The 22,946-nt window shown below is 66.7% G+C and carries 16 protein-coding genes; 5 read left to right on the top strand and 11 right to left on the bottom strand.

Features of this window, described 5'->3' with window-relative positions; all coding sequences use genetic code 11:
* Positions 1–37: 37 nt before the first annotated feature.
* From LDO22_RS02835 to LDO22_RS02820, 4 genes are all read right to left on the bottom strand, one after another.
* On the bottom strand, positions 38–418 hold the full coding sequence (locus LDO22_RS02835; RefSeq protein ID WP_159632068.1) for a GntR family transcriptional regulator: 381 nt from the start codon (positions 416–418) through the stop codon (positions 38–40).
* Positions 415–2,226, bottom strand: coding sequence for an ABC transporter ATP-binding protein (locus LDO22_RS02830; protein ID WP_224026033.1), 1,812 nt, complete (start codon positions 2,224–2,226; stop codon positions 415–417). Before LDO22_RS02830 ends, LDO22_RS02835 begins: the two co-directional genes overlap by 4 nt.
* Complete coding sequence (locus tag LDO22_RS02825; protein WP_224026032.1) at positions 2,223–3,965, bottom strand: ABC transporter ATP-binding protein; 1,743 nt, start codon at positions 3,963–3,965, stop codon at positions 2,223–2,225. Before LDO22_RS02825 ends, LDO22_RS02830 begins: the two co-directional genes overlap by 4 nt.
* Positions 3,966–4,102: 137 nt before the next feature.
* A complete protein-coding gene (locus LDO22_RS02820) occupies positions 4,103–4,882 on the bottom strand; it encodes a trans-aconitate 2-methyltransferase (protein ID WP_224026031.1) in 780 nt (259 codons plus the stop codon).
* A 97-nt stretch (positions 4,883–4,979) separates the two neighbouring features.
* Between LDO22_RS02820 and LDO22_RS02815 the strand changes: the two genes are divergently transcribed.
* The 3 genes from LDO22_RS02815 to LDO22_RS02805 all read left to right on the top strand — a co-directional run bounded on the left by LDO22_RS02815 (position 4,980) and on the right by LDO22_RS02805 (position 9,435).
* The gene (locus LDO22_RS02815; RefSeq protein ID WP_224026030.1) at positions 4,980–7,517 is read left to right on the top strand and encodes a DEAD/DEAH box helicase; all 2,538 of its coding nucleotides are present in this window, start codon (positions 4,980–4,982) and stop codon (positions 7,515–7,517) included.
* A gap of 63 nt (positions 7,518–7,580) precedes the next feature.
* Entirely contained in the window at positions 7,581–8,096 is a 516-nt protein-coding gene (locus LDO22_RS02810; RefSeq protein WP_224026029.1) for a GNAT family N-acetyltransferase, read from the top strand.
* The gene (locus LDO22_RS02805; protein WP_224026028.1) at positions 8,083–9,435 is read left to right on the top strand and encodes an alpha/beta fold hydrolase; all 1,353 of its coding nucleotides are present in this window, start codon (positions 8,083–8,085) and stop codon (positions 9,433–9,435) included. Before LDO22_RS02810 ends, LDO22_RS02805 begins: the two co-directional genes overlap by 14 nt.
* Here LDO22_RS02805 and LDO22_RS02800 read toward each other — a convergent pair.
* The 4 genes from LDO22_RS02800 to coaE form a co-directional block, all read right to left on the bottom strand.
* Entirely contained in the window at positions 9,421–10,848 is a 1,428-nt protein-coding gene (locus tag LDO22_RS02800; protein WP_224026027.1) for an MFS transporter, read from the bottom strand. The two genes, LDO22_RS02805 and LDO22_RS02800, sit on opposite strands and share 15 nt — an antisense overlap.
* Positions 10,849–10,979: 131 nt before the next feature.
* Positions 10,980–12,008, bottom strand: coding sequence for a TerC family protein (locus LDO22_RS02795; protein ID WP_159632075.1), 1,029 nt, complete (start codon positions 12,006–12,008; stop codon positions 10,980–10,982).
* A gap of 187 nt (positions 12,009–12,195) precedes the next feature.
* Complete coding sequence (gene uvrB, locus LDO22_RS02790; RefSeq protein ID WP_159632076.1) at positions 12,196–14,310, bottom strand: excinuclease ABC subunit UvrB; 2,115 nt, start codon at positions 14,308–14,310, stop codon at positions 12,196–12,198.
* An 80-nt stretch (positions 14,311–14,390) separates the two neighbouring features.
* Positions 14,391–15,605 carry a dephospho-CoA kinase gene (gene coaE / locus LDO22_RS02785; protein ID WP_224026026.1) on the bottom strand — a complete coding sequence of 405 codons (1,215 nt, stop codon included), beginning with the start codon at positions 15,603–15,605 and terminating at the stop codon, positions 14,391–14,393.
* 77 nt (positions 15,606–15,682) lie between these two features.
* On the opposite strand from coaE, the gene LDO22_RS02780 reads away from it, so the two are divergent.
* Positions 15,683–16,372, top strand: coding sequence for a YigZ family protein (locus LDO22_RS02780; protein WP_224026025.1), 690 nt, complete (start codon positions 15,683–15,685; stop codon positions 16,370–16,372).
* A complete protein-coding gene (locus LDO22_RS02775) occupies positions 16,356–16,856 on the top strand; it encodes a GNAT family N-acetyltransferase (protein WP_224026024.1) in 501 nt (166 codons plus the stop codon). The genes LDO22_RS02780 and LDO22_RS02775 overlap by 17 nt, the downstream gene beginning before the upstream one ends.
* A gap of 143 nt (positions 16,857–16,999) precedes the next feature.
* Here the strand turns inward: LDO22_RS02775 and rpsA are convergent, their stop codons facing one another.
* The 3 genes from rpsA to polA form a co-directional block, all read right to left on the bottom strand.
* On the bottom strand, positions 17,000–18,475 hold the full coding sequence (gene rpsA / locus LDO22_RS02770; protein WP_159632080.1) for a 30S ribosomal protein S1: 1,476 nt from the start codon (positions 18,473–18,475) through the stop codon (positions 17,000–17,002).
* A gap of 250 nt (positions 18,476–18,725) precedes the next feature.
* Positions 18,726–20,024 carry a GNAT family N-acetyltransferase gene (locus LDO22_RS02765; RefSeq protein WP_201302425.1) on the bottom strand — a complete coding sequence of 433 codons (1,299 nt, stop codon included), beginning with the start codon at positions 20,022–20,024 and terminating at the stop codon, positions 18,726–18,728.
* 72 nt (positions 20,025–20,096) lie between these two features.
* Complete coding sequence (polA, locus tag LDO22_RS02760; protein ID WP_224026023.1) at positions 20,097–22,937, bottom strand: DNA polymerase I; 2,841 nt, start codon at positions 22,935–22,937, stop codon at positions 20,097–20,099.
* Between the last annotated feature and the right edge of the window lie 9 nt (positions 22,938–22,946).

Here is a 22,946-nt window from a genome sequence, read left to right as displayed (position 1 = left end):
TAATCGAAAACTTTTTCGAACACCGACGGTTCCGCCCTCAGGGAACATCGTAGGCGGCAGCGAGGATCTTCACGGCCTCGGCGAAGCTGGCGCCCTGGGATTTGGCGACCGCGGCATAGGCGGCAGCGGCCTCGGACAGGCCTCCCAGCCTTTCGTCGCGTGCCGAGACCACGGTCCCGTTGCGTCCCCGGGTGGCAACGATGCCCGCCGCCTCCAGTTCCTTGTACGCCCTTGCCACGGTGTGCGGAGCGACGTCGAGTTTCTCTGCAAGGGCCCGCACCGCAGGGAGCCGGGTGCCTGGCGCCAGTGCGCCGTTGTCCGCCAGATGGATGACCTGGAGCCGCAGCTGTTCGAACAGCGCCACACTGCTGGCAGGATTGGGGCGCCAGGAACCGGGAAACTCTCCTGCAGCGCTCACAGGCCGCCCTCCAGGACCTCTGCCCTGCCGTCCCGTTCGGCGAACTGGGCGTTGTACAGCTTGGCGTAGTAACTGTTGGCGGCAAGCAGGCTTGCGTGCGTACCCTGCTCGACGATGCGTCCGTGGTCCATGACGAGAATTAGATCAGCGTTGCGGATAGTGGACAAACGGTGGGCGATCATGAAGCTCGTCCGTCCGTGGCGGAGCCTCTGCATCGCCTGGCGGATGAGCAGTTCTGTCCTGGAGTCCACGGAACTGGTTGCTTCATCCAGGACCAGGACGGCCCGCCCGGCAAGCTGCGCCCTGGCGATGGTGAGCAGTTGCCGCTGGCCCTGGCTGAGCGGTTCCCCGCCGTTTTCCAGCACCGTGCCGTATCCGTGCGGCAGCGACCTGATGAAGCGGTCCGCGTGGGTGGCCTCCGCGGCGGCGACGATGGCAGCATCCGGCGCGCCCGGCAGGCCGTAGGCGATGTTTTCGCGGATGCTGCCGTCGAAGAGCCAGGAATCCTGGAGGACCACACCGAACTGCGCCCGCAACTGGTTCCGGGGAATTGCCGCAATGTCCTGCCCGCCCATGGTGATCACGCCGGATGAGGGTTCCAGGAACCGCATGAGGAGATTCACCACGGTGCTCTTGCCTGCGCCCGTGTGTCCCACGATGGCGACAGCCTGCCCTGGCTCCACGGTGAAGGTGAGGTTGCGGACGGCGGGCACGGATCCGGGGTAGCCGAAGGTGACGTCATGGAAGGTGATGCGGCCGCCTGCCGGCATGGCGGCGCCCTGCCCGCCCGGCTCCGGCGGGTCTTCGCCGGCGTCCAGGAGCACGAATACCCTGGCGGCCGACGCCGCGCAGGACTGCATGACGTTCAACAGCCCGCCTATCTGGCCCACCGGCTGGGTGAACAGCCGGCTGAACTGGATGAAGGCCTGGACTCCCCCGATGGTCATGGCGCCCGCGATGACCTGCAGGGCCCCCACCACGGCAACCGCGATGTAGTTGAGGTTGGACATCAGCACCATCAGTGGCTGGACCACCCCGGCTGAGTACTGGGCCTTGGCTGCCGCCCGCGCCAGGCGTCCGTTGCTGCGGGTAAAGACGTCCGCCGCCTGTTCCTGCCGGCCAAAAGCCTTGATGACTTCGTGGCCACTGATGAATTCCTCCACGTGGCTGTTCAGTTCCCCGGTCTCTTTCCACTGCCGGGCGAAATGCTCCTGGGACCGCCTGGCCACCAGGACGGTGATCAATGTGGAGACGGGGACGGTGGCAATGGCGATGGCCGCGAGCAGCGGTGAGATCCACAGCATCATGGCCAGCGAGCCGCACAGCATCAGGACCGACACGATGAGCTGGGTCAGGACCTGGTTCAGGGCCTGGGCGATGTTGTCGATGTCGTTGGTGGCACGGCTCAGCACGTCACCGCGGGAGCGTTCGCGGAAGTAGGTGGAGGGCAGCCGGTGCAGCTTGTCCTCCACCGACGCGCGCAGGCCGTACATGAGTCCCTGCACGGCCCGGGCGGTCAACGCGCCCTGGACCCAGTTGAACAGGGAAGCGAAGACGTACATCATGGCCACCGCTGCCAGGAGGACTCCGAGGCGTTGGTCCAGGCTGCCCTGGAGGACGCCCTCCACCACCTCGTCGGTGGCATCACCGAGGTACTTGGGTGCCGCGACGTTGAGGACGGCAAAGGCACAGGTGGATCCCACGGCTCCGAGCATCTGGAGCCGGAAGGGGCGCAGGAGGCCCAGGAGCCTGCCGGCCGTCGGCCAGAACCTGTACGCCGTTTCCCCGGCTTCTTTCCCTGCGGTCACAGCGTGCCGTCCAGCGCCAGCTGGGATTCGGCAATCTCGCGGTAGGTGGCGGACGTTTCCAGCAACTCCCGGTGCGTTCCCTGCGCAACGAGGCGGCCGTCGTCGAGCACCAGGATCAGGTCCGCGTCCTCCACGGCTGAAATGCGCTCGGCCACGATGACCACCGTCGCGGCGGCGAGCGCCTGCCCCAGGGCCTGCCGCAGCCTGGTGTCCGTGTCGTAGTCGAGGGCGGAGAAGCTGTCGTCAAAAAGGTAGAGGGGTGCCTTGCGCAACAGCGCCCTGGCGATGCACAGCCTTTGCCGCTGCCCGCCTGACAGGCTGGCGCCTCCCTGGCCTACGGGGGTGGCAAGCCCCAGCGGGAGGTCACCCATGAACCGCATGGTCTGCGCCGTTTCCAGGGCCGCCCAAAGTTCCCCGTCCGTGGCCCCGGGCGCGGCCATCCGCAGGTTGTCGGCGATGGTGCCGGTGAACAGGTGGGAATGCTGGGGCACGATGGCCATCGCTGCACGCAGCTGGTCCAGGGGCACGTCCCTGATGTCATGGCCGGCCAGGGAGATGCGGCCTTTTGTGGGGTCGAGGAACCGTGGAATCAGGTTCAGCAGCGTGGTCTTGCCGCTCCCGGTCGCGCCCACGATTGCGGTGGTGGTACCGGGAGTGGCGGTAAAGCTGATGTCCGCAAGCACGGGAGCCTCTGCTCCCGGGTAGGAGAAGCCAACGCCGTGGAAGGCCAGGGTTGCCGGCTGCGAAAGGTCCGGCTGGAACTGCTGCGGGCCGGCCGGGCTGCTGACGGAGGGCTCGGTGTCCAGCACGGCCTGGATACGTTCGGCGCAGACGGCGGCCCGCGGCGCCGTCATCAGCACATACATGGACATCATGATTGCCAGCAGGATCTGCATGATGTAGGCGATGAAGGCCGTGAGCGCTCCAAGGTTCATGAGTCCCGACTGGATGCGGTGGCCGCCGAACCACACCACGGCAACCGAACTGGTGTTGACCACCAGCATGATCATTGGCAGCATCCCGGCGACCAGGAGCGCCGACCGGAGGTTGTTGGCGGTCAGGCGGGCGTTGACCGCCGCGAAACGCCGCCCTTCATGGCCCTGGCGGACAAAGGCACGGATCACATCCACACCGATGATCTGTTCGCGCAGGATTCCCCCGGACCGGTCCAGCAGTTCCTGGCCCTCCCGGTAGAGCGGAATGAGCCGGCGGACGATCAGGTACATGATCAGCAGCAGCAGGGGCACGATGACGATGACGACGACGGACAGCACCACGTCCTGCTGGACAGCCAGCACTATCCCGCCGATGCCCATGGCCGGGCCTGCGAAGAGCATGGTGAAAACCAGCAGGGCGAACGCCTGGATCTGCTGGACATCGTTCGTGGCGCGGGTGGTCAGGCTTTGGGTTCCGAACAGGGCCACGTCCTGGGAGGACAGCGTCTGGATCCGGCTGAACACCTCCGCCCGCAGGCGGTGCCCGATACTCATGGCAACGACGGCGCCGAGGTAGCCCGCCGCGATGGCGGACGCTGCCTGGACCACGGCAATGGCGGCCATGAGCATGCCGAGCCGTGAGATCACGCCGGGCTCGCCCGCCACGATCCCGTCATCGATAATGGCCGCGTTCACGGTGGGCAGCAACAGGTTCGCCCCCGCCTGGACCAGCTGGAGCACAACGATCGCCCACAACTGCGCGTGTTTGCCGGCAAGCTGCCGCTTTAAGAGTCCGACCAGCAAAATACCCCCTGCAGATGCCTACGGCCGAAGAGGGGGCCAGCGGCTTGACCCCTGAAGCACAGTGGCCATTGTAAGCCAGATCACTTTCGGGCGCTGTCACGCCGTGTGACGCGCTGGAAAACATGGCGTCCCGGCCCCTATTCCTCCTTGCGGCCGACGGCAAAGATCCGCCGGAACGGATAAACGGTGCCGTGCGCCCCCTGGGGGTAGGCCGCCCGCAGGGCGGCTGCGTACTCCTCCTCGAAATGCCTGGCGTCGTCCTCGCCGAGGACCGCCATAACCGGACGCAGTGCCGTGCCGCGGACCCACTCGAGCACGGGGTCCGGCCCCTGCAGGACCTGCTGGTAGCTCGTTTCCCACGCATCCGCCGCGCAGCCGGCGTCGAGCAGGATGCCCAGGTAGTCCGCGGGCTCCCCCACCGACTCCCCGCCGCGGAGCACGCCGCCAAGCCTGGCCGCCCAACGGCCGGACGCCGCGAGTTCCCGCATCAGGGAATGCGAGGGGGCGTTGAAGTTGCCCGGCACCTGCATGGCGAACCAGGATCCCGGGCGGAGGGCCTTCAGCCACCTGCGCATCAGGTCCTGGTGGCCGGGGACCCACTGCAGGGCTGCGTTGCTCACCACGACGTCCGTCTCCCCGGTGGGCATCCATTCGGCGATGTCGGCACGGTCGAACCTCAGGGCGGGGACAGCCTGCGCCAGCGGGGCGGCCTTTGCCAACATCTCCGCGGAGGAATCCAGGCCAACCACCTGGGCTCCGGGCCAGCGTTCGGCCAGGGCAGCTGTCAGGTTCCCCGGCCCGCAGCCAAGGTCGACCACCCGCACGGGGCGGTCAGCATGGATCCGGCCAGTCAGGTCGAAGAACGGCCTGTTCCGGTGGTCATCGAATTTGACGTACTTTGCGGGGTCCCATTTCATGATCTTCTCCAGGTTCTGGCATGCAAGGCGGCCAGGCGTAGCCTAACCCGGCCCGCGCGCCTGATCCGCCCGCAACGTGGCACTAAGGTTTAAGTCAATGAAACTCGTTGACCAGCTGAACGATCTGTCCGTCCCCAACGCCGCCGTCGACCCCGACACCCTTTACACCCGGTTCGTGGAGTGGACGGAAACCCGTGGACTGTCGCTGTACCCGGCCCAGGACGAGGCCATCATGGAGCTGGCAACGGGCGCGAACGTCATCCTGGCCACGCCAACGGGGTCCGGGAAGTCGCTGGTGGCGATCGCCGCGCACTTCCAGGCCATGGCCCAGGGACGGCGGAGCTACTACACCGCCCCGATCAAGGCGCTGGTGTCCGAAAAGTTCTTTGCGCTCTGCGATATCTTCGGCGCGGAGAACGTGGGCATGATCACCGGTGACTCCGGGGTCAACCAGGATGCACCCATCATCTGCTGCACCGCGGAGATCCTGGCCAACATCGCATTGCGCGAGGGCGCTGCAGCCGAACTCGGCGCAGTGATCATGGACGAGTTCCATTTCTACTCCGACCCGCAGCGCGGCTGGGCATGGCAGGTCCCGCTCCTGGAGCTTCCGCAGGCCCAGTTCCTGCTGATGTCCGCCACCCTGGGCGACGTCACCCGGTTCGAGGAGGGGCTCACGGCGCTGACAGGCCGGCCCACCACCACGGTCAGTTCTGCCGAGCGGCCCATTCCGCTGCACTACTACTACCACCAGACCCCGGTCCACGAGACGCTGGAGGAACTGCTCTCCACCAGGCAGGTGCCGGTCTACGTAGTGCACTTCAGCCAGCTTGAGGCGATCGACCGAGCCCAGAACCTGATGAGCATCAACGTGTGCACCCGGGAGGAAAAGGACAGGATCGCAGAGCTCATTGCCAATTTCCGGTTCGCCGCCGGGTTCGGCAAGACGCTGAACCGGCTGGTGCGCCACGGCATCGGCGTACACCACGCCGGCATGCTGCCCAAGTACCGCCGGCTGGTGGAGCAGCTGGCCCAGGCGGGACTTTTGAAGGTGATCTGCGGGACGGACACGCTGGGCGTCGGTATCAACGTCCCCATCCGCACCGTGCTGCTCACCGCCCTGAGCAAATACGACGGCGTCCGCACCCGCCTGCTTAACCCACGTGAGTTCCACCAGATTGCGGGCAGGGCCGGCAGGGCGGGCTACGACACCGCCGGGACGGTGGTGGTGCAGGCACCCGAGCACGTGGTCGAGAACGTCAAGGCCATGGCGAAGGCCACGGCCAAGTTCGGTGACGACCAGAAGAAACTCCGCCAGGTGGTCAAGAAAAAGCCGCCCGAGGGTTTTGTTTCCTGGGGTGAGCCCACGTTCAAGCGGCTGGTGGAATCTGTCCCCGACCCCCTGACGTCAAGCTTCACGGTGACGCACGCCATGCTGATGAACCTGATGGAACGGCCCGGCGACCCTTTCGCCGCGGCCAGGCGGCTGCTCACCGAAAACCACGAGCCACGCTCCTCCCAGCTGCGGCTCATGAAGAAGGCGCTGGGCATCTACCGCGAACTCCTCGCCGCCGAAGTCATCGAGCGGATCCCGCCGGAGGAGCAGGGGCCGGATGGCCGCACGGTCCGCCTGACCGTGCACCTGCAGGCCAACTTCGCGCTGAACCAGCCGCTCTCCCCCTTCGCACTTGCCGCGCTGGACCTCCTTGACCCGGAGTCGCCGTCGTACGCCCTGGACGTGGTGTCCGTCATCGAGGCTACCCTGGAGAAACCGCGGCAGATCCTGTCGGCGCAGCAAAAGAAGGCCCGCGGCGAGGCAGTGGCGGCCATGAAGGCCGACGGCATCGAGTATGACCAGCGGATGGCCATGCTGGACGAGGTCACCTACCCCCAGCCGCTCGCCGACATCCTGGGCGAAGCGTTCGAGGTGTACCGCAAGGCCGCACCGTGGGTGGGCGACTTTGAGCTCGCGCCCAAGTCCGTGGTCCGCGACATGTACGAGCGCGCCATGAACTTTGGCGAATTCGTCCAGTTCTACGGCCTGGCCAGGTCCGAAGGCATCGTGCTGCGGTACCTCGCGGATGCCTTCAAAGCGCTGCGCCAAACCGTTCCCCAGGACATGCTCCGTGAGGACCTCGAAGACCTTGTTGCATGGCTGGGTGAGCTGGTCCGGCAGGTGGACTCCAGCCTGCTGGACGAGTGGGAGGAGCTGACGTCCGGTGCGGCGCCGACCCCCCACGACGCGCCGCCGCCCCCGCCGCCGTCGCTCACCTCGAACATCCGCGCGTTCCGGGTGATGGTGCGCAACGAGATGTTCCGCCGCGTGGAACTTTTCGCCGACGAGGACGCCACCGCGCTGGGAGAGCTCGACGCCGGCTCCGGCTGGGGTGCCGAGCGCTGGGAAGATGCGCTGGACGACTACTTCGACGAACACGACGACATCGGGACGGGACCGGATGCGCGGGGTCCCGGCCTGCTCATCATCACCGAAGAACCGGGGACCTGGAAGGTCCGCCAGATCTTCGACGACCCGGCGGGCAACCACGACTGGGGCATCTCGGCGGAGGTGGACCTGGCGGACTCCGACGCGACCGGAACGGCCGTGGTGAGGGTGACGGATGTGAACCGGCTCTAGCCCCGGACCGGCCCTTCGCTTGCCCTGCGGCGGTACCGCCGGACCCGGCGGTAAGCTCGAACAATGAGTGTAATCCGCCCCGCAACCCGGCACGACGTTCCCGCCATCCTCCGCATGATCCACGAGCTGGCGCATTACGAGAAGGAACCCGACGCCGTCCGGAACACACCGGAATTGCTGGAGCAGGCCCTCTTCGGCGACAACCCGCGGATCTTCGCTGCCATGGCTGAGGACGCGGCGGGCAGCGTGCAGGGCTTTGCGCTGTGGTTCCTGAACTACTCCACCTGGGAAGGCGTCCACGGGATCTACCTGGAAGACATTTACGTCAGCCCGGAAGCACGGGGCGAGGGGCATGGCAAGGCCCTGCTGCAGCACCTTGCCGCCATCGCCGTGGAGAACGGCTACGCGCGCGTGGAATGGAGCGTGCTGGACTGGAACGAGCCCTCCATCAATTTCTACCGCCGCCTTGGTGCCCGCCCCATGGACGGGTGGTCCACCTTCCGGCTCACCGGCGAGGCGCTGGACCAGTTTGGAAGTGCAGCCTCCCGCGGCTCCCTTTCCGCCCATGCCCAGGGCTGACGCGCGCCGGGCAGCAGTCCCCGCTGCCGGCCATGAGGTCAGGGCGACGCACGAATTCCGTGGCATGCGCACCGTGGAGCACTACTTCACCGTCCCCCTGGACCATTCCGCACCGTCCGACGGCTCCGCAGAGACCATCACGGTATTCGCCCGCGAGTATGTCTCGGCGGCGCACAGCGCGGAAGCGGCCGCACAGCTGCCCTGGCTCCTCTTCCTGCAGGGCGGCCCGGGCGGCCGCGGCAACAGGTGGGGCTCCCTGGGCGGCTGGAGCAAAGCCGCCGCCCAGGACTTCCGCATCCTGATGCTGGACCAGCGCGGCACGGGGCTCTCAACGCCCATCGACCGCAGGACCTTGCCCGCCCGCGGGTCCGCTGCCGAACAGGCGGCCTACCTGGAGCACTTCAGGGCCGACTCGATCGTGGCGGACGCGGAGCTGATCCGCCGTGCCCTGGAATCACCTGCCTGGACCATCTACGGCCAAAGCTATGGCGGCTTCTGCGCCCTGACGTACCTGTCCTTCGCCCCCGAAGGACTGCGCGAAGCCCTCATCACCGGCGGCCTGGCACCTCTCACGGGCAGCGCGGACGACGTCTACCGGGCCACCTTCCAGCGCGTAGCGGCACGGAACGACGAATACTTCGGCTGGTATCCGGAGGACCGGGACGCGGTGGAGCGGATAGCGCGCCACCTGCGCTGCACACCGGAACTCCTGCCCGACGGCAGTCCCCTCACCGTGGAGCGGTTCCAGATGGCCGGCGCATTCCTGGGCGGCAACACCCGGGTGGACAGCCTGCATTACCTGCTGGAGGACGCGTTCGTGGACACCCCCGGTGGTCCCAGGCTGTCCGACACTTTCCTGGAGCAGCTCACCGGTGTGGTGTCCCGCCGCTCCAACCCGCTGTACGCCCTGATGCATGAATCCATCTACGGCCAGGAGCAGGCCACCAACTGGTCAGCCTGGCGGATGCTCGGCGAAAATCCCTGGTTCAGGCCCGACGCCGAACCATTGCTGCTGACCGGCGAAATGGTGTACCCCTGGTACTTCGAGCAGGACCCCGCACTCCAGCCGCTCCGGGAGGTGGCCGACCTGCTGGCCGCAAAGCAGGATTGGAAGCCGCTGTACGACCCGGAGGTGCTGGCCGCCAACACCGTTCCCGTGGCAGCGGCGGTCTACTCGGACGACATCTACGTTGACCGGGACCTTTCCCTGCGCACGGCAGCTGCGGTGCGCGGGCTGCAGGTCTGGGAGACGGCCGACTTCCACCATGACGGGATCGCCGACGACGGCGAGAGGATCTTCGCCCGCCTCCTGGGCATGACCCGCTCAGGCGGCCGCTGACCGCCGGTGTGACGTGCGGGTGACAACGGCGACGGCCAGGACGGCCGCCCCGATGGTACCGCCCAGCAGGTTGAGGCCGAGGTAGCCGGCAAAGCCCAGGACCAGTCCGGACACGGCGCCTCCCAGGGCACCTGCGGCGCCCATCAGCATGTCGGAGACGCCTTGGACAGCCACCCGGGCGTCCTGGCCAACGCTCTCGGCGAGCAGGGTGGAGCCGGAGATCGTGGCCGCGGACCAGCCCATGCCCAGCAGGACCAGTCCTGCGGCCACTGCGCCGGTCGAGGCCTGGCCGAACCCGGCAACGGCGACGGCGGCGATCAGCAGCGCGAAGCCGATCATGATGGTCTCTATCCGGCCCGCCCTGTCGGTCAGCCACCCCATGACCGGGGAGAGCGCGAACATGCCTGCGATGTGCAGCGAGATGGTGAAGCCGATGATGACCAGCACGTCCCCCTCGGCGATGTGGCCGGCATGCGGGCCCGGTCCTTCCACCAGGTGCTGCAGGTGCAGCGGGGTCATGGACATGACACCCACCATGACTGCGTGCGCTGCCACAACGCCGGCGACGGCCAGCAGTGCCATCCGGGAGCTGCGGATAGCCCGCAGTCCACGGTCCAGCGAGCCCCGCGCGGCCGCTGCGGCGGGCTGGGTCCTTGCCTGTGGGACGCCTTCCGGTGGGGCACCTTCCATTTCGGCACCTTCCGGGGTGGTGCCGGCGACAGGGGTGGTGGAAGGCGCGCCACTTCCCCGCTCCGCGGTGGCGGCATTGTTGGCCGCGGCAAGGCGGCGTGCCAGCAGCAGCGGGTCCGGGCGAAGGCCGGCGAACAGCAGCACGGCGGCGATGAGGAGCCCGGCCCCGGAGATCACGAACGGTCCCGCGATGGGCGGCAGCCCCAGCGCAGTTCCTACCGCCGCTCCGGGCTGGATCAGGTTGGGGCCTGCCACGGCACCGACTGTTACCGCCCAGACCACGGTGGACAAGGCCCGCCCGCGGTGCTCGGGGGCAGCGAGATCCACCGCGGCAAACCGTGCCTGCAGCGTCGCTGCCGTGCCGATGCCGATGCCTGCCGAGCCCACGACCAGCAGGAGGAAGAGCCCGGTGACAACGGCCAGGACCATGAGGACCGCCCCTGCCAGCGCCGCCGAAAGGCCGGCCACCTGGCCCGCCCGGCGCCCACGCCGTTCCGCCAGCGATGCCAACGGCAGGGCTGCGGCCGCCGCCCCGAGGGTCATCACCGTGGCCACGGAGCCCGCCCAGGCACTGGAGCCGGACAGCTCGACGGCCAGGATGGAACCAATGGACACGGTCGATCCCGTCCCGAGTCCACCGAACACCTGGGCCACGCTCAAGAGCAAAACGGTACGCCGCTGCACCTGGCGCGCGCCCTGATCCATCACAAGCGTGCGGGCCATGATCTGAGCATAGTCCTGCGCCGGCGGGACCCACAGGGGTGCGGAACCCGTCCGTGCTGCTGAGGCTTTCAGGGGTAATCCCGGCCGCTCAGGCGGCCGGGATTACCGGAGGGGAATGCGCCGGGGCGCGCCTACTCGGCGTCGCTGTGGCTCTTCCGGGCGTCCTCTTCAAGCCGCGGATCCACCGTGGCAGCCTGGGCCTTGGAGCTGAGCAGGCTGGCGACGACGGCGACGATGATGGTGCCCACAATCACGGCGAGGGAGACGAAGGTGGGGATCTCAGGTGCCCACTCGATGTGCTGTCCGCCGTTGATGAAGGGAAGCTCGTTGACGTGCATGGCGTGCAGGACAAGCTTGACGCCGATGAACGCGAGGATGAAGGACAGGGCGTGCTTGAGGTAGATGAGCCGGTTCATCAGGCCACCCAGCAGGAAGTACAGCTGCCGCAGGCCCATCAGGGCGAACAGGTTGGCGGTGAAGACAATGAAGGGGCTTTGGGTCAGGCCGAAGATCGCGGGGATGGAGTCAACTGCGAACAGTAGGTCCGTGAGGCCGATGGTGACGAAGACGATCACCATGGGGGTGAAGACCTTCTTGCCGTTGACCACGGTACGGAGCTTGCCGCCGTCGAACTTCTCCGACATCGGGATGACCTTGCGGATCTTCGCAATCAGCGGGTTCTCCCGGTCCTCTTCCTCTTCACCCTCGTCCTGGGCCTGCTTCCAGGCCGTCCACAGCAGGAATGCGCCGAAGATGTAGAACACCCAGCTGAACTGTTCGATGACGATGGCGCCCAGCAGGATGAAGATGCCGCGCAGGATGAGCGCGATGATGATGCCCACCATCAACACTTCCTGCTGGTACTTCCGGGGCACGGAGAACCTGGCCATGATGATGATGAAGACGAACAGGTTGTCGATGCTGAGGCTGTACTCGGTCACCCAGCCAGCGACGAACTGGCTGCCGAATTCGGGCCCGGTAAAAGCGAACATGGCACCGGCGAAGGCCAGGGCAAGGGTGACGTAGAAGGCCACCCACAGACCGGCCTCCTTCATGGACGGCTCATGCGGGCGCCGCACCACCAGAAGGAGATCGATCAGGAGAATCAGGCCGAGGACGGCAAATGAGCCAACCTCGAACCATACGGGCAAGTCGAGCACAGGGCAGCCTTTCGCAGGGTACACAAAATGGTGTAAGTCTCTCCGGCCTGCCTGTGCACTTGGTGCTGATGTGGCGGCCCGCTACGCCCGGCGGGGCAGCTGTGCCCTGCGTGTTGACGATCGTAGCGCTTGGGATACTCCCCTACGTGCTTTAACTGTACCCCAGCCGGATGCCCGGCCGCGGACGTCAGGCGTGGCCTGCCGCCTGCATCTGCCTCAGCTCCTTCTTCAGCTCGCTGACCTCGTCGCGGATCCGCGCCGCCACCTCGAACTGGAGGTCTGCCGCCGCGCCATGCATCTGTTCCGTGAGCTGTGCGATCAGGCCCACCAGGTCCTCGGCCGGAGCCGCCGCCAGGCCGTCCGAACGGACCTGGGCCGCGCCCTTCTTGGCGCCGGCCTTATTGGATCCGGTGATGCCGCGCTTGCCCTTGCCGTAATCGAAGCTGCCCAGCAGCGCATCGGTATCGGCATCTTCCTTGGCCAACTGGTCCGTGATGTCGGCGATCTTCTTCCGCAGCGGCTGCGGATCGACGCCGTGTTCCTTGTTGTACGCCACCTGGATGGCGCGGCGACGGTTGGTTTCGTCAATGGCGTTGGCCATGGAGTCGGTGATCCGGTCCGCGTACATGTGCACCTGGCCGGAGACGTTGCGGGCGGCACGTCCGATGGTCTGGATCAGCGAGGTGGACGAGCGCAGGAACCCCTCCTTGTCCGCGTCCAGGATGCTGACCAGGGACACCTCCGGGAGGTCCAGGCCCTCACGGAGAAGGTTGATGCCCACCAGGACGTCGAAGGATCCCAGCCGCAGTTCACGCAGGAGCTCCACCCGGCGCAGCGTGTCCACGTCCGAGTGCAGGTATTCCACCTTGACGCCGTGGCCCAGCAGGTAGTCGGTGAGGTCCTCTGCCATCCGCTTGGTCAGCGTGGTCACCAGGACGCGCTCGTTCTTTTCCACCCGGGTCTTGATCTCGCCGAGGAGGTCGTCGATCTGTCCCTTGGTGGGCTTGACCACCACCTCGGGATCCACCAGGCCGGTGGGACGGATGATCTGCTGGACGTAGCCGTCTGCCTTGCCCAGCTCATACTTGCCGGGGGTGGCCGAGAGGTAGACGGTCTGGCCCACGCGTTCGAGGAACTCGTCCCACTTCAGCGGCCGGTTGTCCATAGCGGACGGCAACCGGAAGCCGAAGTCCACCAGGTTCCGTTTGCGGGACATGTCACCTTCGTACATGGCCCCGATCTGGGGAATGGTCACGTGGGACTCGTCCACCACCAGCAGGAAGTCGTCCGGGAAGTAGTCCAGGAGGCAGTGGGGTGCAGTACCCGGCTCCCGCCCGTCAATGTGCGCCGAGTAGTTCTCGATGCCGTTGCAGAAACCCATCTGCTGCATCATCTCGAGGTCGTAGGTGGTGCGCATCCGCAGCCGTTGGGCTTCGACGAGCTTGTTCTGGCCCTCCAGCACCTTCAGCCGGTCCGCCAGCTCATCCTCGATCCGCTTGATGGCCCGCGCCATCCGTTCCGGCCCGGCCACGTAGTGCGAGGCCGGGAAGACGTACATCTCTTCCTCGTCGCGGATGACTTCGCCGGTAAGCGGGTGGAGGGTTTGGATGCTCTCAATCTCATCACCGAAGAACTCGATCCTGATGGCCAGTTCCTCGTACATGGGAATGATTTCCACGGTGTCGCCGCGCACCCGGAAGGTGCCGCGGTGAAAGTCCATGTCGTTGCGGGCGTACTGCATGAAGACGAACTTGCGGAGGAGGTCGTCCCGGTTCATCTCGGCGCCGCGGCGGAGGGTCACCATGCCGGAAATGTATTCCTCAGGGGTTCCCAGGCCGTAGATGCAGGACACCGTGGCCACCACAATCACGTCGCGGCGGGTCAGCAGCGCGTTGGTGGCGGAGTGGCGGAGCCGTTCCACTTCCTCGTTGATGGAGGAATCCTTCTCGATGAAGGTGTCCGTCTGGGCCACGTACGCTTCGGGCTGGTAGTAGTCGTAGTAGGAAACGAAGTATTCCACCGCGTTGTTGGGCAGCAGTTCGCGGAACTCGTTGGCCAGCTGGGCGGCAAGGGTCTTGTTCTGCACCATCACCAGCGTGGGGCGCTGCACCTGTTCAATAAGCCAGGCGGTGGTGGCACTTTTACCGGTGCCGGTGGCGCCAAGCAGCACCACATCCTTCTCGCCGTTGTTGATGCGCTCCGTCAGCTCAGCGATGGCGGCCGGCTGGTCTCCGGCAGGTTTGAACTCGCTGATGACTTCGAAGGGCGCTACAACACGGTTGATTTCCTGCGCAAGGCTCATGAATCTAATTTACAGCCGGGCACCGACACTGGACGGCCCCGTCCGTTACCGGCGAACATCCAGCACGGCACGGGCCGGTGTCAGGAAGCGCACGACGGCGGTTCCCACCCGGTTGCGTCCGCCCACGCGGCCATGAGGGGCCACGCGACGTCCGTGAACCACGGTTCCTTCGCCTCCGCGTAGGAGCCGGTGGTGCCCGAATCGGCGTGCCGGGCGGCGAGGTCAGCCTTGTGCGCCGCGTACAGCCGGAGCGCGGAGGGATCGTTCCGCAGCCAATCGCGGAACATCAACGCGAAGCGCCATCCGGCCGAACCGGCCGGCCGGACATGGACGTTGACGGCACGGCACGGGTCCGCGTTGGCGTGGAACCGCTTCAACCATGCTGCCGGGTCCGGAGCATTGGGCTTTGGAGTGTCGGATTCGACGTCCCGTACCGCCGGAAAGCCTGCTGCGGCCAGGAGAGGTGCGATGGTGGCCGCAACCGCGAGGTCAGGCACCGTCACCTGCAGGTCGATCACGTCCTTCGCGGGCAGGCCGGGAACAGCTGTGGAGCCAATGTGGTCCACGGCCAGGATGAGGTCGGGTGCTGCCGCCGCCAGCCGGGCCGCTATCCTGGCCGCCTCCTGCGCCCACTCCGTCCGGTGCGGTTCCAGGACCGGACCGCCGTTCCGCGGTGCGCGTTTCCCCGCCACCAGGTTGCGGGCGAAGGGAACCAGGCGCTCATCCCACAGCCGGTCCACCTGGCCCAGCAGGTGCTGCACGGTACCGGAGTTGTCCAGGACCGCGTCGGCCGCGGCCAGCCGGTCCTGTCGCGAGGCCTGGGCGTCCATCCGGGCACGCGCCGCTTCCGCGGTCATTCCCCGGTGCCCGAGCATGCGCTGCAGCCGCACGTCGTCCGGCGCATCCACCACCACCACCAAGTGGAAAGCGGACCCCTGGCCGGTCTCCACCAGGAGGGGAATGTCCTGGACCACCACGGCGTCAGCCGGGGCTGCTGCCGTGATGGCGGCGGCGCGGGCGCGCACCAGGGGATGGACGATGGCGTTCAAAGCGGCGAGGCGCTCAGGATTGCCGAACACCGCCGCCCCGAGACGCGCGCGGTCAAGCCGTCCGCCGTCGTCGAGCATTCCTTCGCCAAACTCCCCCACGATGCGTTCCAGGCCTTCGGTCCCGGGCTCCACCACCTCCCTGGCCAACGCATCCGCATCCACCAGCACGGCGCCGCGTTCCTGCAGCCGCGCGGCAACCACCGACTTCCCTGAGGCGATCCCGCCCGTCAACCCGATCTTCAGCACACCCCCACCCTACTGAACCGGCCTGGCCAGCTGAACCAGCCGGGCCACGCCCCCATGGCGGCACTAGACTGGGCCGGATGCAAGAGCATGAAAGCCGGGCCACCACCTACACCACGCTGGCAGCGGGCGGGGACTTCCGGCATGAACTTGAGGTCAAGCGCTCCAGGTTCATCACGGTTCTCCGGAGGGCGGGCACGGAAGACGCTGCCCGCGACCTGGTGGCCGGCCTCCGCCGCGAATTCCACGACGCCCGCCACCACTGCTCCGCGTTCGTCATCGGGCCGGACCGGACCGTCCAGCGCTCCAGCGACGACGGCGAACCCGCCGGGACCGCCGGCATCCCCATGCTCGAAGCCCTGCTGAAAAGGGAAACCGCGCCGGGGGTGACCGACCTCAGCGACGTCAGCGCCGTCGTCGTCCGCTATTTCGGCGGCGTCCTGCTCGGCGCGGGTGGCCTGGTCCGTGCCTATTCCGAATCAGTCTCGGCCGCCCTTGACCGGGCACCCCTTGCCCGGCGCAGCAGGCAGCGGATCTGTTCCACGGCGGTGCCGCACGCGGCAGCGGGACGGCTGGAGAACGATCTGCGCGCCGCAGGCATGGTCATGGCGGACACCAGCTACCAGGACCGGCACACGGTGCTCCGGATTGCGGTGGCTGACAACGCTGCCGCCATCGCCGCTGCGTCCGATCGCCTGCTGCAGCTGACGGCAGGGTCCGCCGAGCTCAATCCCGACGGAACGGAATGGATTGATGAGCGGCTCGACTGATGTGACCCTGGCGGACGTGGACGAGGCCGTGGCGGACCGGCTGCTCCAATTGGCCAAGCGCGACGCCTCCCCCGATGAAGTGGCGCCCCCGCTGGGTGGACCGGGCTGGAACCTCGAGCGCACCGCCTGGTTCTACGGCTACCACCGCACTGCGGCCGCAGGGCTGGACGGCCCTGCGGCGGAAAAGTCCTGGGCTGTCTTCAAGGGCACCCACATTGCCGGCTCCGTGCGGCTTAAGCGCGACCCCGCGGCTGGAGTCCCCTCTGCGGAAACCGGCATCTGGCTTGGCCGGAGCTTCCGATCCCGGGGAATCGGCGGTGCCGCCCTGGACCTCGTCCTGGCGGAGGCCCGCCGGGCGGGCCTGAAACGCGTCACCGCGCGGACCCTGTCCGGGAACCTCAGCGCCCAGCGGCTGCTCACGGCGGCAGGCGCGGCACTGACGCACGACGACGACGGGACGGTCCTCGCCGTCGTCGACCTTTAGTGCGGCGGCGGGACCCGTCCAGACGGGGGCCAGGGCGTTAGGCGCCTGTTGCTTCTAAAGTACAGCGGGCGCTTTAAAGCACAGTGGGCCCCCGCTTTCGCGGGGGCCCACTGTGTCAGCCCGGAAGTCCGGGCCGGCGGCAATTAGTTGCCGGTCAGCTTCTCGCGCAGGGCAGCAAGTGCCTCGTCCGAAGCCAGGGTGCCGGCACCGGAATCGGTGGCAGCAGGCTCGGAGGAGTAGCTGGTGGTGCCGGAGTCGCTGTCGCCGGACGTTGCAGCTGCAGCGTCGTCGGCAGCGTGCTGGGCAACCTGCTTCTTGTGGGCTTCCCAACGGGTCTGGGCGTCAGCGTACTGCTGCTCCCAGGCTGCGCGCTGGTTCTCGTAGCCCTCGAGCCATTCGTTGGACTCGGGGTCGAAGCCCTCGGGGTACTTGTAGTTGCCCTCTTCGTCGTACTCTGCGGCCATGCCGTACAGAGCGGGATCGAATTCGGTGCTGTCGGCGTCGACGCCCTCGTTGGCCTGCTTGAGGGACAGCGAGATGCGGCGGCGTTCCAGGTCGATGTCGATGACCTTGACGAACAGTTCGTCGCCAACGGAGACAACCTGCTCGGCCAGCTCCACGTGGCGGACAGCCAGCTCGGAGATGTGGACCAGGCCTTCGATGCCGTCTTCGACGCGGACGAACGCACCGAACGGAACCAGCTTGGTGACCTTACCCGGAACAACCTGGCCCAGGGCGTGGGTGCGGGCGAAGGTCTGCCACGGATCTTCCTGCGTAGCCTTGAGCGACAGGGAAACGCGCTCGCGGTCCAGGTCGACCTCGAGAACCTCGACGGTGACTTCCTGGCCAACTTCGACAACCTCGGACGGGTGGTCGATGTGCTTCCAGGAGAGCTCGGAAACGTGGACGAGGCCGTCTACGCCGCCCAGGTCCACGAATGCACCGAAGTTGACGATGGAGGAAACGACGCCGGGACGGACCTGGCCCTTTTCCAGCTTGTTGAGGAACGTGGAGCGGACCTCGGACTGGGTCTGCTCGAGCCATGCACGGCGGGACAGCACAACGTTGTTGCGGTTCTTGTCCAGCTCGATGATCTTGGCTTCGATCTGCTGGCCGATGTACGGAGCAAGGTCGCGCACACGGCGCATCTCGACGAGGGATGCGGGCAGGAAGCCGCGCAGGCCGATGTCGAGGATAAGACCACCCTTGACAACCTCGATGACGGTACCGGTGACGACACCGTCTTCTTCCTTGACCTTCTCGATGTCGCCCCAGGCACGCTCGTACTGAGCACGCTTCTTGGAGAGGATCAGACGGCCTTCTTTGTCTTCCTTGGTGAGCACCAGGGCTTCGACCTGATCGCCAACGGAGACAACGTCCCCGGGATCAACGTCGTGCTTGATGGACAGCTCGCGGGAGGGGATGACACCTTCGGTCTTGTAACCGATGTCGAGCAGGACTTCATCGCGGTCGACCTTGACGACGGTACCTTCGACGAGATCTCCGTCGTTGAAGTACTTGATGGTGGCGTCGACAGCTGCGAGGAAGTCCTCAGCGGTACCGATGTCGTTAATCGCGACTACGGGGGTACCGGGCTTCTCGGTGGAGGTGATGGTCATGTAGTAGGGGCTCCGTTGTGGATAGTTAGTCGGTCAGGCAAACCGGCGCGCCCGCGTTATGGAACGCAGGCGCGATTCTCGGTGAATCCGATGGATTCCCCGGGTCATCCTGATTTGTGGATTGCTTTTCAATGCAGTCCTCAGAGGACCGCAAGCGCGTGCACGTGGTACACGCCCGTTTATTCTAGTCGCTGCCGGCAATTGGGGTCAAAGCGGCAGCGGAGAGGGAACGTGCAGCCGGCACGCGGTATCAGAAGTGGGTCAGGCAGTGCGTGGCCCGTTCCACAGCGAACATCTGCCGTGCCCTGAAGGCGGCGCCTTTGGCGTGTTCGGAAATCTTCCCCGCAGCCGCCAGCGTCACCGGGCAGACGCCGCCGAGGTAGATCGAGGACAGCGCGGAGACATCCATGGCCAGGTCCGGCTGCTCCCCTGCGTCGACACGTTCGACGGCGGCCTGGCCGCCGTCGACTTCGAGCGCGAACGTTCCTGCCGTGAAGCCCAACGGGTCCCCCACCTCCAGGACGAGCCTTCCATCCGAGGGGTAGTGCCGGGCCGCCAGGGCCCCGCGGACGTCCAGGATCCGCAGCCAGAGCATGTCCCGGGGCTCGGACGCTTCAACGCAGCGGGAGTCCTCGAGCGCCCATGGCAGCGGATCATCGACCATCGCTTCTTCCCACGTGACGTTCTCGACCAGGTCGATGGCGCCAAGGTACTGCCAGAGCTCCAGGTAGGCGTGGTCGGTTGCTGCCACCAGGTCCACCACTTCCATGGTGTACGGCCGGGCGTCCCACCCGGCGAACTTGTAGGAGACGTAGCCGTCGACCGCGCCGTCGGGTCCGTAGTGCAGCGCAACTTTGACCTTGGGGTCCTCGTCCTCGGCCCGGCTGATGGATCCGGACGCGAGCTGGCGGTAGAACTCGTGCCGCCCGATCGAACCGGGAGTGAGGTGGTGCAGCTGCTCGAAGACCTTCGGCGCCAGGTCGAGGAGGACCTTGGGATCGGCCACCTCCACCCGGCCCGTGGCATGGTGGTTGAGGACAAAGCGGCGGCTGGTGTCGACCTTGATGGACTGTTCCCGGGTGGCCACCCCGAACCCGAACCTGCTGTAAATCGAGGCCTCCGACGCGGTTAATGCCGCCATCGCCAGCCCCTCCCGGCGGGCCAGGTCCAGCTCCTCTGCCATCATCCGGCGCAGCAGTCCCCTCCGCCGGTGTGACGTCCGGACCGTCACGGCGGTGACCAGGCGGGTGTCGAGCATCCGGCCGAAGCCGATGTTCAGTGTCTTGGTGAAGGTACCGAAGGTTGCCACCGGGACGTTGGCTCCCAGGGCGTGGTCGGCCACCGGCCCTGCCTGGTAGGCGCCGGTCATCACCCGCCCGTCGGCGCGCTGCATCCCGATGCCCCGGTCCACCCGTTCGTCGCTGCGGCGTGCGTCATGGAACCCGAAGGCAACGGCCCGCATCCAGTCGACGGTCTGCGGGTAGGCAGGATCTTCCTTGGCAGCCGGCTTGAAGCGCCGGATTTCATAGTTTCCGCTCAGATCACCCATTTACCCGAGCCTAGTTATGAATCCGGCGCCTGACCAGCACAAACATTCCTGCTGGTGGCGTGCCCCGGACGCCTAGTGTCCGGCGTCGTACCAGCTGGGCCCGACGCCGATCTGGACTTCCAGCGGCACGCTGAGGTCCGCGGCGGCACCCATCTGCTCGGTGACCAGCTTCTCAACGGCGGCGCGTTCGCCCGCGGCGACTTCGAGGACCAGTTCGTCATGGACCTGGAGCAGCATCCGGGATTTCAGGCCCTGGGCCTGGAGTTCAGCGTGGACTCCCAGCATGGCGCGCTTGATGATGTCCGCTGCGGAGCCCTGGATGGGGCTGTTGAGTGCGATGCGCTCGGCATTCTCGCGCAGCTGGCGGTCCGTGCTGGTGAGGTCCGGCAGGTAGCGGCGGCGGCCCTCGATGGTGGCCGTGTAGCCATCCACCCGGGCCTGGTCCACCACGCCCCGGAGGTAGTCGCGGACAGCGCCGAAGCGGTCGAAGTAGTCCTTCATGAGGGTGCGGGCTTCATCGACGGAAATCTCGAGCTGCTTGGACAGGCCGAAGGACGTCAGGCCGTAGGCAAGGCCGTAGGACATGGCCTTGACCTTGGAGCGCATGGCGCTGGTGACCTGGTCCGTGGGGACGTGGAAGATGTTGGAGCCGACGAACCGGTGCAGGTCCTCGCCGTCCCTGTACGCCTGGATCAGGCCTTCGTCGCCGGAGAGGTGCGCCATGATGCGCATCTCGATTTGCGAGTAGTCCGCGGAGAGCAAGCACTCGTAACCGTCGCTGACCACGAAGATGCCGCGCACGCGCCGGCCCTCCTCGCTGCGGATGGGGATGTTCTGCAGGTTGGGGTTGTTGGACGAGATCCGGCCGGTTGCCGCGACGTTCTGGGCGTAGGTGGTGTGGATCCGGCCGTCTTCCGCCACGGACTTCTTCAGCGACTCGATCATCTGCCGCAGCTTGGCGGCCTCCCGGTGCGCCATGAGCTGCACCAGGAACTCGTGCCCGGTCTTCTCCAGCAGGTTCTTCAGGGACGCGGCGTCGGTGGTGTAGCCGGACTTGATCTTCTTGGTTTTGGGGAGCTGCAGTTCCTCGAACAGGACAGTCTGCAGCTGCTTGGGCGAGCCCAGGTTGACCTCGTGGCCGATCGCGGCGAACGCCTGTTCCTGGGCCTGGTCGATGACCCGCGCAAGGTCGGCAAGCTGGTCGTCCATCTTGTCCATGTCAATCGCAATGCCGGCGAGTTCCATGTCCGCCAGCACGCGGCTGACAGGCAGCTCGAGGGTGGACAGCAGTTCCTCGGCCCGGCGGTCCCTGAGTTCGTCCTCGAAGTAGCGGCTCAGGGCCAGCACCACGGCGCCGGCCTGGACCAGGGCGTCGGCGGCGGCGGTGTCATCGCCGTCGAAGGACAGCTCCAGCTGCCCCGCCTTGGCCGTGGCTGCGGGGATGCCCACGTTGAGGTGGTGCTGGGCGAGTTCGGCGAGTTCGTAGGTGCGCCGGTCCGGCTGGATGAGGTAACCGGAGATGGAGGTGTCATCCACCACGCCCTCCAGTTCAAGGCCACGGGCCGTGAGCGCCTTGAGCGCGGCCTTGAAGCCGTGCATCACCTTGGGTGCTTCAGGATCGCGCAGCCACGCGGCCAGCACGTTCTCGGTCTCCGCGTCCTGGCCGGCGAGCTCCACATAGACTGCGGCGTCGCCGCGGACGATGGCCAGTGCGTCGGCGTCCTCACCGATCCGGCCGGGGACGAGGTCGACGGCGAGGGCGGACCGCTGCCCGGCGCCGGCAGCCAGGAAGGCGGCCAGCCCGGCGGCGTTGGCGGGGGTGCTGTACTCCGGGGTTTCGATGCTTTCCCGTTCAGCGGCCGGGGTGTCGGCGTCACCATACAGGGCGAACAGCCGGCCCCGGATGGCCTTGAACTCAAGCTCGTCGAAGAGGTCCTCGATGGCAGCCTGATCCGGGCGCGGCTGGTAGAGGTCATCCAGCGTGACGGGGAGCTCGAGGTCGGTGTGGAGCTGGTTCAGCCGGCGGTTGCGCTTGACGGCGTCCACGTTCTCCCGCAGGGCGTCGCCCACCTTGCCGCCGATGGAATCCAGGTGCTCCAGGACGCCCTCGAGGCCGCCGTAAAGGTTGATCCATTTGGCCGCCGTCTTGGGTCCGACGCCGGGTACGCCGGGAAGGTTGTCCGCCGTCTCCCCCACCAGTGCGGCGAGGTCGGAGTAGCGGGACGGGCTGACGAAGTACTTTGCCTCGATGGCGGCGGCATCCATCCGCGGGATGTCGCTGACACCCTTGCGCGGATACAGCACGAAGACGTTGTCCGTGATCAGCTGGAAGGCGTCCCGGTCTCCGGAGACAAGCAAAACCTCGAAGCCGGCCTTCTCGCCCATCGCGGCGAGGGTGGCAAGGATGTCATCGGCCTCGTAGCCGGGCATCTTGATGGTCTTGATGCCCCAGGCCTCCATAACCTTGCCGATAAGGTCGATCTGGCCGCTCATTTCGCGGGGGGTTTCGTTCCGGCCGCCCTTGTACTCGCTGTACTCGGTCTTGCGGTGGGTGGATTCGTCAGAGACGTCGAACGCCACAGCGATGTGGGTGGGCTGCTGTTCCTTGATGAGGTTGATCAGCATGGAGGTGAAGCCATGGATGGCGTTGGTGTGCTGGCCGTTGGAGGTGGAGAACTTGTCCGCCGGCAGGGCGAAGAACGCCCGGAAGGCCATCGAGTGGCCGTCCAGGACCAGCAGCCGGGGCTGGTCGGTGATGGGAATGACCGGTGCTTCAGTAGCTGAAACAGACCCACCGGCGGCGGGGGCGGCGGCCTTTGCGGCAGGCCTGCGGGCGGGGGACGAAGGCTGCGCGGCAGCACCCTCGTCGATGGCCTGGGACGGGAAAGGGGCCGGTTTGGTTGTTTCACTCACAGGTGCCAG

The sequence above is a fragment of the Arthrobacter sp. NicSoilC5 genome, assembly GCF_019977395.1.
Taxonomy (GTDB): domain Bacteria; phylum Actinomycetota; class Actinomycetes; order Actinomycetales; family Micrococcaceae; genus Arthrobacter.
This window is presented reverse-complemented; position numbering and strand designations above follow the sequence as displayed.

Bases quoted from the DNA above. Each gene is read 5' to 3' on its own strand.
- LDO22_RS02820 (WP_224026031.1), bottom strand. From the start codon at position 4,882: ATGAAATGGGACCCCGCAAAGTACGTCAAATTCGATGACCACCGGAAC.
- LDO22_RS02815 (WP_224026030.1), top strand. From the start codon at position 4,980: ATGAAACTCGTTGACCAGCTGAACGATCTGTCCGTCCCCAACGCCGCC.
- LDO22_RS02810 (WP_224026029.1), top strand. From the start codon at position 7,581: ATGAGTGTAATCCGCCCCGCAACCCGGCACGACGTTCCCGCCATCCTC.
- LDO22_RS02805 (WP_224026028.1), top strand. From the start codon at position 8,083: ATGCCCAGGGCTGACGCGCGCCGGGCAGCAGTCCCCGCTGCCGGCCAT.
- LDO22_RS02800 (WP_224026027.1), bottom strand. From the start codon at position 10,848: ATGGCCCGCACGCTTGTGATGGATCAGGGCGCGCGCCAGGTGCAGCGG.
- uvrB (WP_159632076.1), bottom strand. From the start codon at position 14,310: ATGAGCCTTGCGCAGGAAATCAACCGTGTTGTAGCGCCCTTCGAAGTC.
- LDO22_RS02780 (WP_224026025.1), top strand. From the start codon at position 15,683: ATGCAAGAGCATGAAAGCCGGGCCACCACCTACACCACGCTGGCAGCG.
- LDO22_RS02775 (WP_224026024.1), top strand. From the start codon at position 16,356: ATGAGCGGCTCGACTGATGTGACCCTGGCGGACGTGGACGAGGCCGTG.
- rpsA (WP_159632080.1), bottom strand. From the start codon at position 18,475: ATGACCATCACCTCCACCGAGAAGCCCGGTACCCCCGTAGTCGCGATT.
- LDO22_RS02765 (WP_201302425.1), bottom strand. From the start codon at position 20,024: ATGGGTGATCTGAGCGGAAACTATGAAATCCGGCGCTTCAAGCCGGCT.